The organism is Pseudomonas frederiksbergensis, assembly GCF_035751725.1.
GTDB lineage: Bacteria > Pseudomonadota > Gammaproteobacteria > Pseudomonadales > Pseudomonadaceae > Aquipseudomonas > Aquipseudomonas frederiksbergensis_A.
On sequence record NZ_CP142104.1, the window covers coordinates 2,310,470 to 2,323,939 of the forward strand.

A 13,470-nucleotide genomic window follows, 5' to 3' on the forward strand; every position below is an offset into this window, starting at 1 on the left:
AGCCCAAGGTCCCGTGTCTTTGTGCCGGAGCACAGGGTTTGCAGGCCGACCCTGTGCGCCTGACCAATCCTCCGGGCGACGCACCACAAAACAACAATCATGCCGCTTGCAAGGAACTCCCATGTTCGAACTCGATCACGACCTGGCGCAGGACATCGTCGACCGGGCGATGACGATCTTGCCCTATAACGTCAACGTCATGGACAACCAGGGCCTGATCCTCGGCAGCGGCGAGCGCGAGCGCATCAATACCCGCCATGAGGGTGCGCAACTGGTCCTCGCCAATGGTCGGGTAGTGGAAATCGACGAGCACACCGCCGTGCACCTCAAGGGCGTGCAGCCGGGGATCAACCTGCCGTTGATGCTCGACCAGCGGCTGATCGGCGTGCTGGGCATCACCGGCGAACCCGCGCAGTTGCGCACCTACGCCGAACTGGTGCGCATGACCGCTGAAATGCTGCTCGGCCAACGCAACCAGCAGGCCGAGCAACAATGGCGCCGCCAGCGTTGCGATGACCTGCTGGCGTTGCTGCTGGGTGATGCCGGGGATTCGCCACGGTTGCTCGATGAAGCTCGGCAAATGGGCCTCAAGCCACAGCTGTCACGGGTGCCTTGTTTGTTTGAATTGGGCCTGGAGCATGGCCCCGGGCAAACCGTCGAGTCCCTGAGCGCCTGGCTGATGTCACGCTACCCGGACAGCTGGTGCCTGACTTCGTCCAAATCGTCGTTGCTCTGGTGCCGACCGGTCACGGCCTCGGTGGAGAACGAGCGGCTGCTGGGCAAGCTCGACGGCCTGGGCTGGAGCATCCTTCGAGTGGCGGTGGGCGGCCAGGCCGAAGGCTTGGCGGGCCTGCGCCGTTGCTACCGGCGGGTGGCGGACCTGCTGGCGTATGGTCGTGACGTCCTGCCGCAATCGCGCTTGCTGATCCTCAATCGCTACCGTCTGCCTGTGATGCTCTGGCGGCATCGCAGCGATGACGCCCTCGATGAACTGCTCAGCCCCTTGCGCAAAGTGATCGCCAAGGACAGCAACGGCCAATTGCTCGCTACGCTGCGAAGCTGGTGCGAACACGACGGCCAGAGCCAGGCTTGCGCAGACGCCCTGGGCATCCACCGCAACAGCCTGCGCTATCGCATGGAGCGCATCGCCGAACTCAGCGGCGTCGACCCGCTCAGGCTGGATGGGATGCTGGCGTTGTATCTGGGGGTCCAATTGTTGCCACATGATCCAGATTTACCGGCATGAACCCTTCGCGAGCCTGCTCGCGAAGGGGCCGGCAATGCCGGACCGCCATTTTTGTGAGTTTGACCAATAATGTCCAAGGAGTTTTGTGCGGCGGACCGGCGTCAGGGTCGTGTTCAGCTGGCAGCATGCTGTGCATCGGAACCGGAGAACAAAAATGAAAATAATCATCGCCCCCGACTCGTTCAAGGACAGCCTTAGCGCCCAAGGCGTGGCGCACGCCATCGCAGAAGGGTTGGCCCAGGTCTGGCCGGCTGCGCAATTGATCAAGTGCCCGATGGCCGATGGCGGTGAGGGAACGGTAGAGGCGGTGCTGGCGGCCTGTGATGGCCAATGGCGTGGGGCGCGAGTCCGTGGCCCGCTGGGCGCCGCTGTCGAAGCCCGCTGGGGCTGGTTGCCCGACAGCCGTACCGCGATCATCGAGATGGCCGAGGCCAGCGGCCTGCAATTGGTACCACCCGGGCAGCGCGACGCCTGTTCCAGCAGCACGTTTGGAACCGGCGAACTGATCCGCGCCGCCCTGGATGAAGGTGCCAGCCGGGTCATCCTGGCAATTGGCGGCAGCGCCACCAACGACGGCGGGGCAGGGGCGATGCAGGCTTTGGGCGTGGCATTGCTGGATGATCAGGGCCAGGCGCTACCGCCCGGAGGGCTGGCGTTGGGCAAACTGGCACGTATCGACCTGCGCGACCTGGACCCGCGCCTGGCCGGCGTGCGTTTCGAAATCGCCGCTGATGTTGACAACCCGCTCTGCGGCCCCCACGGCGCTTCGGCCGTGTTTGGCCCGCAAAAAGGCGCCTCCGCCGAGCAGGTGCAGCAACTTGACCGGGCGCTGGCGCACTTCGCCGGACACTGTGCCCAGGTGCTCGACCGTGACGTTAGCGACGAACCCGGCAGCGGTGCCGCCGGCGGCCTGGGCTTCGCCGCCAAGGCTTTCCTCAAGGCGCAATTTCGGACCGGCGTGGAAGTCGTCGCGCAATTGACCGGATTGGCCGATGCCATCGACGGTGCCGACCTGGTGGTCACCGGTGAAGGTCGTTTCGACGCCCAGACCCTGCGTGGCAAGACGCCGTATGGCGTCGCCCGCATCGCCCAGCGCCGCGGCGTGCCGGTGGTGGTCATCGCCGGTACGCTGGGGGAGGGCTACGAAGCGCTTTATGAACACGGTATCGATGCCGCGTTTGCCTTGGCGAACGGGCCGATGACGCTGCAAGAAGCCTGCACCGATGCGCCGCGCCTGCTGGCCGAGCGGGCCCGGGATATCGCCCGGCTCTGGCAAGTGGCGGCCCGCTGAATTGGCCCGCGAGGCCGTCGCCAGGATCCGTCAGCCACCGCAGATTGCCTTCGGACATTGACCCGCCCGCACACCCTGCGTAGCCTTGCGCCTTCGAGGTTCTTCGGCACGCGCCGAAGCTAAGAAGGGAACGCGGTCCAAGCCGCGGCTGCCCCCGCAACTGTGAACGGTGCTGTTTCTGCAAGGCCACTGTGCATGCCCTGTTACAACGGGCGCACGGGAAGGCGCAGCAAATTGCCAGCCCAGGCTTTGGATAAAAGCCTGTCTGGCCCGCCGTCAGCCAGGAGACCTGCCTCGACAACAGATTCTCACTACAACCGGGCGGGGTGATCCGGTGGCGAAATCTTCCGCGCACGCCCGTGCCTGCGGTTGTCGTCCCGTTTGCCCGCCACCTTGCCAAAGGGCATCCGATGAAAACACTGGCCAAACTCCCCGTCACCATCGTTACCGGTTTCCTCGGCTCGGGTAAGACCACCTTGCTGCGGCACATGCTCGACAACGCCCAAGGCCGGCGCATCGCGGTCATCGTCAATGAGTTCGGCGAGCTGGGCATCGACGGCGAGATCCTCAAGCAGTGCTCCATCGGTTGCACCGAAGAAGAAGCCAACGGCCGAGTATATGAACTGGCCAACGGTTGCCTGTGCTGCACCGTGCAGGAAGAGTTCTTCCCGGTAATGCGCGAATTGGTGGCCCGTCGCGGCGACCTCGACCACATCCTCATCGAAACCTCCGGCCTGGCCTTGCCCAAGCCGTTGGTCCAGGCCTTCCAGTGGCCGGAAATCCGCAGCGCCTGTACGGTCGATGCGGTGATCACCGTGGTCGACAGTCCGGCCGTTGCCGCCGGCACCTTCGCCGCGTTCCCGGACAAGGTCGATGCCCAGCGCAAGCTGGACCCGAACCTGGACCATGAATCGCCCTTGCACGAGCTGTTCGCCGATCAACTGGCGAGCGCCGACCTGGTGATCCTCAACAAAGCCGACCTGATCAATCCCGAAGACCTGGCAAAAGTCCGCCTGGAAGTCGCCGAAGAACTGCCGGCAGCGGTCAAGGTCATCGAAGCCAGCTGTGGTCGCCTGCCGCTGGACGTGTTGATCGGCCTGGGCGCCGGTTCCGAAGAACACATCGACAGCCGCCACAGCCATCACGACCACCACCATGACGGCGATGATGACGACCACGATCATGACGCCTTCGATTCGATTTCCATCGAACTGCCCCAGGCTGACGAAAGCCTGCTGCTGGACGCGCTGACGCAACTGGTGGTCCAGCACGACGTGCTGCGGGTCAAGGGCTTCGCGGCCATCCCGAACAAGCCGATGCGCCTGCTGATCCAAGGCGTCGGCACCCGTTTCGACAAACACTTCGACCGCCAGTGGGGCGCCGACGAAGCGCGGGTGACGCGGCTGGTGCTGATCGGCCAGGCGCTGGACGCCGGGCTGCTCGAAGCGCAGTTGCGCGCCGCCCTCAGCGTTTAAGCCATGCACCTGCTCAGGACCCAGCCCGGCGGTTTCGTGTCGGATGACAACATTGCCGACCTCGGGCAAACCCCCGCCGAGCTGGTGATCCTGTGCAGCGGCGATTCCAGCCTGGCGCTGCTGGCTGAAGCGGCGCGGCAGTTGCCGGACGATTATCCGCAGTTCCGTCTCGCCAACCCGATGCAGGTGCAGAACCACGCCTCGGTGGATCTGTATTTCGACGATGTGCTGCAACACGCCAAGGTCATCTTGCTGTCGCTGCATGGCGGCATCGGCTATTGGCGCTACGGCATCGAGCGCTTGATGGAACTGGCCGGGCGCGGCGTGCAGTTGATCCTGGTGCCGGGGGATGATCGTCCCGACCCGGAACTCAGCGACATGAGCAACGTGCCTGTCGAGGATCGCGATCGCCTCTGGCAGTTTCTCCGCCAGGGGGGATTGGAAAACGCCCTGAACCTGTTCCGGCATCTCGGTTGCCAATGGTTTGGCCGCGATTATCCGTGGGCCGAGCCACAGCCCTTGGCGCGCACGGCGATCTATCATCCCGAAAAAACCAACGCGACTCTGAGCGATTGGCAAGCCGACTGGCAGTCCGACAGACCCGTGGCGGCGTTGCTGTTCTATCGCTCTCACCTGCAAGCCGCGAACACCGCGTTCATCGACGTGTTTTGCCAGCGCCTGCAAGCAGCGGGGCTCAATCCGTTGCCGATCGCCGTGGCGAGCCTCAAGGAGCCTGGCTGCCTGGCGCAGGTGGAGGATTGGCTGGACGAGGCAGGGGCGGGGGTGATTCTCAACACCACAGGATTCGCCCAATCCAGCCCCGAAGCGCCGCATCTGCGGCCGTTTCGCCGCGATATCCCGGTGATCCAGGCGATCTGTGCCCAGGACAACGAACCCGGCTGGCGCGCCAGCGAACAAGGCCTGGGCCCGCGGGACCTGGCGATGCACATCGCCTTGCCGGAACTGGACGGGCGCATCATCAGCCGGCCGATCAGCTTCAAGGACCTGGCCTGGCGCAGCGAGCGCAGCCAGAGCGATGTGGTCTGCTACCGGGCGGTGCCCGAGCGCATGGATTTTGTCGCCGGCCTGGCCCGGCGCTGGACCACCCTGGCGCGGCTGTCCAACCACGAGAAGCGCGTGGCGCTGATTCTTGCCAACTACCCGACCCGGGACGGGCGCATCGGCAATGGCGTCGGCCTGGATACACCGGCGGCGGCGTTGAATATCTTGCGGGCGATGCAGGCCGAAGGGTATCCGCTGTCCGCCGAGCTGCCGGCCAGCGGCACCGAGTTGATCCAGCAATTGCTCGGCGGGGTCACTAACGATCTGGACAGCCTCGATCTGCGGCCTTGTCACCAGAGCCTGGCCCTGGACGTGTACCAGGCCCTGTTCGACGCGCTGCCCGAGGCCAATCGCCAAGCGGTGCTGGAACGTTGGGGCGCACCCGAGCGGGACCCGATGTTCCGTGAGGGGCGCTTGATGGTCGCCGGCCTGCGCCTGGGCCTGACGTTCGTCGGCATCCAGCCGGCGCGGGGCTATCAAGTCGACCCGAGCGCGGTGTACCACGACCCGGACCTGGTGCCGCCCCATGGCTACCTGGCGTTCTATTTCTGGTTGCGGCACACCTACGGCGCCCACGGCGTGATCCATGTCGGCAAGCACGGCAACCTCGAATGGCTGCCGGGCAAGGGCGTCGGGCTGTCGGAAAGCTGCTGGCCGGACGTGCTGCTGGGGCCGCTGCCGAACATCTATCCCTTCATCGTCAACGACCCAGGCGAGGGGGCCCAGGCCAAGCGCCGCACCCAGGCAGTGATCATCGACCACTTGATGCCACCGCTGACCCGGGCCGAAACCTACGGGCCGCTGCGTAACCTGGAACTGCTGGCCGACGAATACTACGAGGCGCAACTGCTCGATCCGCGCCGCGCCAGGGAATTGCAACGGGACATCCTGGCCCTGGTGCGCGAGACGCACATCGACCGCGAACTGCAACTCGACAGTGCCCTCGACAGCGACGCGGACGCGGCGATCTGGCTGCCGCGCCTGGACACCTACCTGTGCGATTTGAAGGAATCGCAGATTCGCGACGGCCTGCACATCTTTGGCGAGTCGCCTGGCGGACGGCTGCGCATCGACACCTTGCTGGCGCTGCTGCGCATTCCCCGTGGCGACGGCAAGGGCGCGCAGTCGAGCCTGTTGCGGGCGCTGGCGAAGGCGTTCGGGCTGGGTTTCGACCCGCTCGACTGTGCCTTGGCCGAGCCTTGGTCCGGCGAACGTCCCGAGGCTTTGCGCGACGTCTGCGACGAGCCTTGGCGCACCGTCGGCGATGGTCGGGAACGTCTGGAACTGTTCGCCGCGCGGTTGATCGAGCAAGCCCTGGACGGCGAGATCGGGCCGCTCGACGCGCCGGGTTGGGAGACGGTGCACGGCATCATCGACCACCTGCGTTCCGTCGTTGCGCCGCGCCTGGATGCCTGTGGCCCGGCGGAAATGCGCGGCTTGCTCGATGCCCTGGGCGGGCGTTTCGTACCGGCCGGGCCCAGCGGCGCGCCGAGTCGTGGACGCCTGGATGTGCTGCCCACCGGGCGCAACTTTTTCTCCGTCGACGTACGCAACCTGCCCACCACCACGGCGTGGCGCATCGGCTTCCAGTCGGCGAACCTGATCCTCGAGCGGCACCTGCAAGACCACGGCGATCACCTGCGCCAGCTCGGCCTGTCGGTGTGGGGCACCGCGACCATGCGCACCGGCGGCGACGACATTGCCCAGGCGATGGCCCTCATGGGCGTGCGTCCGGTGTGGGCCACGGGCAGCCAGCGGGTGGATGATTTCGAGATCCTGCCGCTGAGCCTGTTGGACCGGCCTCGGGTCGATGTCACGTTGCGGGTGTCCGGGTTCTTCCGTGATGCCTTTGCCAACCTGATCCGTTTGTTCGATGCGGCGGTGCAAGCGGTTGCGGGCCTGGATGAACCCGACGACATGAACCCGCTGGCAGCGAAGGTCCGCGCCGAGCGCGAAGCGCTGCTGCAGTCGGGCTTGCCCCTGGAAGACGCGGTGCGTCAGGCCGGATGGCGGATCTTCGGCGCCAAGCCTGGTGCCTATGGCGCGGGTGTACAGGGCGCGATCGACGGTCGGCTCTGGCAGAGTCGCGAAGACCTCGCCGAGGTCTACCTCAACTGGGGTGGCTATGCGTATGGCGCGGGCGACGAAGGCACCGCCGCAAGGGCGCAGTTCTCCAGGCGCCTGAGCCAAGTGCAGGCCGTGCTGCAGAACCAGGACAACCGCGAGCACGACTTGCTCGATTCCAACGATTACTACCAGTTCCAGGGTGGCATGCTCGCCGCCGTGGAAACCCTCGGTGGCGAAGCCGCGGCCAGTTACCACGGCGATCACAGCCAGCCGGACCTGCCGAAGATCCGCACCTTGAAAGAAGAACTCAATCGAGTCATTCGTTCCCGTGCGGCCAATCCGAAATGGATCGACGGGGTCAAGCGCCACGGCTACAAAGGCGCGTTCGAACTGGCGGCGACGGTGGACAATCTGTTCGCCTTCGACGCCACCACGCAATTGATCGACGATCACCAGTACGCCTTGCTGGCCGATGCCTATCTCCTTGATCCGCATACCCGGGACTTCGTTCGCCAGCACAACCCCGACGCCTTGCGGGACATGACCGAGCGAATGATCGAGGCGCAGCAGCGGGGGATGTGGCAGGAACCGGGGGACTATCGCGAGGCGCTGGAAAACCTGTTGTTGGACATTGAAGAAGATGGCTGACTTTAGCCAAGACAGATATCTATGGTGATGGGATATATCTGTGGCGAGGGGATAAATCTCCTCGCCATAGATACTGTATTGCCTGAACCTCACCGGACAGCTTGAGAGAACGACATGACCGACACCCCGCATTTCCCCCTCGCCGCCGTGGTCGGTGCCGATGCGCTGAAATTGGCCCTGTGCCTGGCGGCCATCGATCCGAAGATTGGCGGGGTGTTGATCGAAGGCCCGCGCGGGATGGCCAAGTCCACCCTGGCCCGAGGGCTGGCGGATCTGTTGGCCAGCGGTCAGTTCGTGACCTTGCCGCTTGGCGCCACTGAGGAACGACTGGTAGGCACCCTCGACCTGGACGCGGCGTTGGGGCAAGGGCGCGCACAGTTTTCCCCAGGCGTGCTGGCCAAGGCCGACGGCGGCGTGTTGTACGTCGATGAGGTGAACCTGCTGCCGGATCACTTGGTGGACCTGCTGTTGGATGTCGCCGCCAGCGGAACCAACCTGATCGAGCGCGACGGCATTTCCCACCGGCATTCGGCGCGTTTCGTGTTGATCGGCACCATGAACCCGGAAGAAGGCGAGCTGCGTCCGCAATTGCTCGACCGCTTCGGCCTCAACGTGGCCCTCGACGGGCACACCGCCCCGGCCGAACGTGGGCAGATCATCCGCCGTCGCCTGGATTTCGACAGCGATCCAGCGGCGTTTTGCGCCGAGTGGGAGCCGGCCCAGCAACGGTTGCGTGAACGCTGCCAACAGGCCCGCACGTGCCTGCTCCAGATCCCCCTGGATGACACGGCGCTGGCACAGATTACCGAGCGCTGCTTTGCCGCCGGGGTCGATGGGCTGCGCGCCGACCTGGTCTGGTTGCGGGCCGCCCGCGCCCATGCCGCCTGGCGTGGCGCGCAAGCCATCGCCGATGAAGACATCGATGCGGTGGCCGAGTTTGCCTTGCGTCATCGCCGCCGCGAGCACACCGCACCGGCCCCAGCGCCAACCCAGGCACCAACCCAGGCACCAACCTCCAACCCGAATGAAACCAGCCAATCCCGTGAAGGACAGGGGCAATGGGGCGACCTGCCGGCTCGGGCATTGCCGACCGGCGCCCGTCGAGACGTGCCGAGCTGGCCAAAAAAGCCCTAGGCATTCGCCCCCGTTCGCCGATGGGGGCGAATGCCAGACCCCGTCCGGGACGGTTGGACCAAGGGCGCCAAGGCCACGGCAAAGCGGCGTCCAACGGCGCGATGGACTGGCCGGGCACGTTACTGAAAGGACGTCCGCGCTTGCTCGCAGACCTGCGTTTCAAATCGCGGCACCGTTCAGCCCATGAGCTGTGGCTGGTGATCGTCGATGCGTCGGCCTCGACCTGTCGTCATCGGGCCTTGAGCGACGGCAAGGGCCTGCTCGCGCAGCTGTTCGACGACGCCTACCGCCAACGCGCGCGGTTGGCGCTGTTGACGGCCAGCGGCGCCACGCCGACGTGGCAAGTGCAAGGGCTCAAGGCCTCCACCGGCCTGGCACATTGGCTCGACGCGCTGGGCGCCGGGGGCGGCACGCCGTTGCTGGCGGCGGTGAGCGAGGCGCAGCGTTGGCTGGCGTCCCGGCGCAAGCGCTTCCCGGCGGAACAGCAACGGGTGCTGCTGATGACCGATGGGCGGGTGAAAGACGGCCAGCCCCTGTCACCCCTCGATTGCCCCAGCCTGTTGATCGACATCGAGCGCGGCCCGATCCGCCTGGGCCGGGCGCGGCAATTGGCGGGGCAGTTGGGGGCTGAGTATCGGCATATCGATGAAGCGACCTGAGTGTTGCGAGACTTACAAGGCCCCATCGTCGGACGCCGCCCGGAGCAGGCTCGCGATGGAATCGCCTCGGTTTCGATGACCTGCCACCAGATCAGCATTACTGCCCTATGCTCAGGCAACCTCAAAGGAGTGAAACCATGCGCGTACTCGTCACCAATCCCCAGGACGATTTCCGGGTCAAGGCCTACGCCGGCACCAACGGCGTCCTGCTCGCCATGGACCTCGCCGAACCACGGCGCAAGGGGTTGCTGGGCTTTGCCATCGAGAAGCAGCACGGTGACAAGCCCTGGCTGTTCCTGTTCAACAGCCTGACCTTCCCCGGCAAGGCCCACACTTTCCCCCAATTCCACGCCACGCCCAGCGACAAGGCGCCGTTGCAGAAATTTCGCTGGGCCGATTACGCGGTCAATCCCGGCGTGACGATCCATTACCGCGTGCACCTGGCCTATGGCAGTCCCGATGCGCCGCAGTTGGGCGAGTTCCTCGAGGTGACGGTCACCAGTGATGACGGCCAACCCGTCGACCAGCGGGTCATGTTCAATCGCGCCGTGGCCGCCAGCCAGGCGTTCCAGCGCAAGTTTCCCGAATTGGATGCGCTGATCAGCGCCAACCGGAAGCTGTCCATCGAAGACTGGCCGGACGCGCCGCGGCGCTGGCTGGAGAACGGTTTGCTGGGGCGCTTGGTCGGCTTCATCGACCGGGCCCTGGATGCCAGTTGGGCGTTGGACGTGGCCATCTACGAATACGAACTGCCGGTGATTGTCGAGGCGGTGAATGCGGCCCATGCGCGAGGCGCGCGGGTGAGGGTGCTTTACCATGCCCAGCCGGAGGACGACGCGACAATCAGCAACGAAGCCAGCCTGGAGAAGCTGCCAGCGGCGAACAAACGTGGGCGGGTCACCCACGGCATCTTCCATGACAAGTTCATTGTCCTGAGCAAAGTCGACTCGCAGGGGACCTCAACGCCCGAGGCGGTGCTGTGCGGCAGCACCAATTTCACCGCCAATGGCGTCTATCGCCAGGCCAACGTCATCCATGTGCTGGACGACCCCCGTATCAGCAAAAGCTATCGCCAGGTGTTCGAGCAGATCTGGGGGACGCCTGAGGACGTCGACGCCACCCGAGACTGGCTGACACTCAACAATCCCATGGTCGCCGACGAAAAACTCTTCGCCGGGTTCTCGCCCCGCAGCGGCAAGGGCGATCTGGATCGCTTTGTCGAGATCATCATGGCGGCGCGCAAAGACCTGCTGTTCGTCACGGCGTTCGTCTTGCCCGAGCGGATTCTCGATGCCTTGCTCGGTCAGCCGAATGACGACATCCTGCGCTATGGCCTGCAAAACACCACCAGCCGCATCACCGGTTTCCATGCCGACCGCACCGCCGAATTCGCCGCCACCGCGCTGCTCAATACCGGCCTGGAAGGTTGGCTCAGGGAAAACATGAAAGGCCAGAAGGGCAACCTGCTGGTTCACACCAAGGCCGTGGTCACCGACTTCACCAGTGATGCACCGACCATCATCAGCGGCAGCCACAACCTCAGCGCCGCCGCCAGCACCAGCAACGACGAGAACTACCTGATCATCCAGGGCGACACCGACCTGGCCGACCGCTACGGGCTTGAACTGCTGCGTTTCTACGAACATTACCGGTTCCGCTATTTTGCAAAAAAGCTTGCCCTCAAGCAGGTCAAGCCCCTGGCGCCGGACGACAGCTGGAGCGACGATTATTACCGTGACGGGGATCTGCGCAGGTTGTCGAGGCTGAGGTTCAGCGGCCACTAGGGCCTTCGCGGCGTTGCCATGAGCAGGGCGCACTATCGCAAGCCCACGTGGTCGTAACCTTCAACGCATCCACGCCTGAACGTGACGACCCATGGAGACCGAATGAATCAGGACGTCCCGAACACCGATACCAATCGCCGCCAGTTACTGCAGATCATCGCCGGGTTGTCGGACGGCGTGATACTCGTCGAGGTCGACCAGACCATCGCCTGGGCCAATGAAGCCGCCCTGGCCATGCACGGCGTCACGGAGCTCGGCGAACTGGGCGCCAATGCCAAGCAATACGCCAAGCGTTTCCATCTGCGCTACCGCAACAACCACCCGCTGCCCGAAGACAACTACCCCATTGCCCGCGTCGCTCGTGGCGATGAGTTCAGCGATGTGCTGGTGGAAGTCACGCCAGACGCCGACCCGGATCGGACCTGGGTGCATCGCATCCGCAGCATGGTCTTGAGCGACCGTGCCGGCGAGCCGGAGTACCTGGTGCTGATTCTCAGCGATGCCACCGAATGGGCCAGCGCCGAGCAACGTTTCGAGAGAACCTTTGCCGCCAACCCGGCGCCGGCGGTGATCTGTCGTCTCAGCGATTTGCGCTACATCAAGGTCAATGCCGGTTTCCTGGAGATGACCGGCTACAGCCGTGAACAGGTGATCGGGCGTTCGGTGTATGAGCTGGACGTGCTCGAGGCGGCCGAGAAGCGTGACCTGGCGATCGAGCGCCTGGGCCAGGGTGCGACCATTCCGCAGATGCAGGCGGAAATGCGCTTGCCCGACGGCACCAACAAACAAGTGATTGTCGCCGGTCAGCCACTGGACCTGCACGATGAAGACTGCATGCTGTTTTCCTTCATGGACATGGAGCCCCGACGCAAGGCCGAGACGGCGCTTCGCCAAAGCGAGGAGCGTTTTGCCAAATCATTCCGCCTGTCTCCGGTACCGACCCTGATTTGCAGCGCCGAGCAACAACTGCTGGAAATCAACGAAGCCTTTCTCCAGGCGACCGGTTACGCCAGCGAAGAGCTGCTGGGCAAGACCGTCGAGGAAATCGGATTTCTCGACAAGACGGCGGGTGCGACACTGTTTGCCCGGTTGGAAAAATCCGCCGCCGTGTCCAGCGTCGACATCAAGGTGCACAAGAAAGGCGGCGAACAGATCGATTGCGAAGTGGCGGCCGACACCGTGCTCATCCAGGACCAGCCCTGCTATCTGCTGGTGCTGATGAACATTACCGAACGCAAGCGCTCGGAGCTGGAACTGGTCGCCGCCATCGAAGAAGTGATGAAGGACGCCTCATGGTTCAGTCGGACGTTGATTGAAAAACTCGCCAATGTGAAAAGCATCAACGCGCAAACCCCGACGACGTCGTTCACAGAACTGACGGCCCGGGAGCGTGACGTGCTGGGGCTGATCTGCGAAGGGTTGGCGGACAAGGAAATCGCCGCACGCTTGAAGCTGGCCCCCAACACCGTTCGCAATCACGTGGCGACGCTGTATTCCAAACTCGACGTTCACAGCCGCAGCGAGGCGATTGTCTGGGCGCGGGAAAGGGGGCTGTTCTCGAACGAATGGCGGATGAAGGCACCGTGATGGCTAGTGCATATGCACCTGGCGCTTTGGTGCAAATTCGGGTTCTGCACGGTCGCTTACGTCCTTAGGCTGAGAGGGTGCGGCATAGCTATTGACGCCGCGTCCCCACGAAACAGTCAAGGAATACGCCACAATGCGCAACAAACCGTTCAAATGTGAGATCGACAGGACGTCCGCGGGAGCCAGGAGGCCGGGTGCGTCCACCGGTCATTTGCGACTTCGAAGCTGAGGTGCGACCGATGATTCATCTTGCTCCGCTACGTGCCCGTCTCGAGAAAAGTTTTGCCCCGCTGTCCTGCGAATGCAGCCTCAATGGCGACGGCACGCTCACGATACGTCTGTACCACCAGGAAAGCGGCGAGGTCGACCTGGTGGTCAGCGGCATGAGCGTCGACAGCATCCGGTCCGAAGAGGGCCTGGAGAAGCTGATCGACGAACTGCGCTACGAACTGCTGAACACCCCGTTGCATCGCAGCGATCCGGCCTGATCTCCTCGCCGATGGGAGGTGATTGTGGC

9 protein-coding genes and 1 riboswitch are annotated in these 13,470 nt (G+C 64.4%); all 9 genes read left to right on the plus strand.

Annotation, left to right across the window (positions count from 1 at the left end):
* Nucleotides 1-121: 121 nt before the first annotated feature.
* The 9 genes from VQ575_RS10410 to VQ575_RS10450 all read left to right on the plus strand — a co-directional run bounded on the left by VQ575_RS10410 (nt 122) and on the right by VQ575_RS10450 (nt 13,441).
* Complete coding sequence (locus VQ575_RS10410) at nt 122-1,246, plus strand: sugar diacid recognition domain-containing protein (protein WP_039592991.1); 1,125 nt, start codon at nt 122-124, stop codon at nt 1,244-1,246.
* A 154-nt stretch (nt 1,247-1,400) separates the two neighbouring features.
* Nucleotides 1,401-2,537, plus strand: coding sequence for a glycerate kinase (locus VQ575_RS10415; RefSeq protein WP_039592992.1), 1,137 nt, complete (start codon nt 1,401-1,403; stop codon nt 2,535-2,537).
* A 79-nt stretch (nt 2,538-2,616) separates the two neighbouring features.
* Nucleotides 2,617-2,848, plus strand: a riboswitch (cobalamin riboswitch).
* A gap of 99 nt (nt 2,849-2,947) precedes the next feature.
* On the plus strand, nt 2,948-4,012 hold the full coding sequence (gene cobW / locus VQ575_RS10420) for a cobalamin biosynthesis protein CobW (RefSeq protein ID WP_325919597.1): 1,065 nt from the start codon (nt 2,948-2,950) through the stop codon (nt 4,010-4,012).
* Nucleotides 4,013-4,015: 3 nt separating this feature from the next.
* The gene (gene cobN, locus VQ575_RS10425; RefSeq protein ID WP_325919598.1) at nt 4,016-7,789 is read left to right on the plus strand and encodes a cobaltochelatase subunit CobN; all 3,774 of its coding nucleotides are present in this window, start codon (nt 4,016-4,018) and stop codon (nt 7,787-7,789) included.
* Between the two features lie 114 nt (nt 7,790-7,903).
* Entirely contained in the window at nt 7,904-8,923 is a 1,020-nt protein-coding gene (locus VQ575_RS10430; protein ID WP_045155714.1) for an ATP-binding protein, read from the plus strand.
* Entirely contained in the window at nt 8,848-9,582 is a 735-nt protein-coding gene (locus VQ575_RS10435; protein WP_325919599.1) for a vWA domain-containing protein, read from the plus strand. Before VQ575_RS10430 ends, VQ575_RS10435 begins: the two co-directional genes overlap by 76 nt.
* Before the next feature lie 137 nt (nt 9,583-9,719).
* Nucleotides 9,720-11,366 (plus strand): phospholipase D-like domain-containing protein, encoded by a 1,647-nt coding sequence (locus tag VQ575_RS10440; protein ID WP_039592996.1) that lies wholly within the window; start codon nt 9,720-9,722, stop codon nt 11,364-11,366.
* A 102-nt stretch (nt 11,367-11,468) separates the two neighbouring features.
* The gene (locus VQ575_RS10445; RefSeq protein ID WP_039592997.1) at nt 11,469-12,953 is read left to right on the plus strand and encodes a helix-turn-helix transcriptional regulator; all 1,485 of its coding nucleotides are present in this window, start codon (nt 11,469-11,471) and stop codon (nt 12,951-12,953) included.
* A gap of 239 nt (nt 12,954-13,192) precedes the next feature.
* A complete protein-coding gene (locus VQ575_RS10450) occupies nt 13,193-13,441 on the plus strand; it encodes a DUF1652 domain-containing protein (RefSeq protein WP_198726514.1) in 249 nt (82 codons plus the stop codon).
* Nucleotides 13,442-13,470: the final 29 nt, after the last annotated feature.

Excerpts from the sequence above, each read along its gene's own strand:
- VQ575_RS10445 (WP_039592997.1), top strand. The coding sequence starts at position 11,469 with ATGAATCAGGACGTCCCGAACACCGATACCAATCGCCGCCAGTTACTG.
- VQ575_RS10435 (WP_325919599.1), top strand. The coding sequence starts at position 8,848 with ATGGGGCGACCTGCCGGCTCGGGCATTGCCGACCGGCGCCCGTCGAGA.
- VQ575_RS10410 (WP_039592991.1), top strand. The coding sequence starts at position 122 with ATGTTCGAACTCGATCACGACCTGGCGCAGGACATCGTCGACCGGGCG.
- VQ575_RS10440 (WP_039592996.1), top strand. The coding sequence starts at position 9,720 with ATGCGCGTACTCGTCACCAATCCCCAGGACGATTTCCGGGTCAAGGCC.
- VQ575_RS10415 (WP_039592992.1), top strand. The coding sequence starts at position 1,401 with ATGAAAATAATCATCGCCCCCGACTCGTTCAAGGACAGCCTTAGCGCC.
- VQ575_RS10430 (WP_045155714.1), top strand. The coding sequence starts at position 7,904 with ATGACCGACACCCCGCATTTCCCCCTCGCCGCCGTGGTCGGTGCCGAT.
- cobN (WP_325919598.1), top strand. The coding sequence starts at position 4,016 with ATGCACCTGCTCAGGACCCAGCCCGGCGGTTTCGTGTCGGATGACAAC.
- VQ575_RS10450 (WP_198726514.1), top strand. The coding sequence starts at position 13,193 with ATGATTCATCTTGCTCCGCTACGTGCCCGTCTCGAGAAAAGTTTTGCC.
- cobW (WP_325919597.1), top strand. The coding sequence starts at position 2,948 with ATGAAAACACTGGCCAAACTCCCCGTCACCATCGTTACCGGTTTCCTC.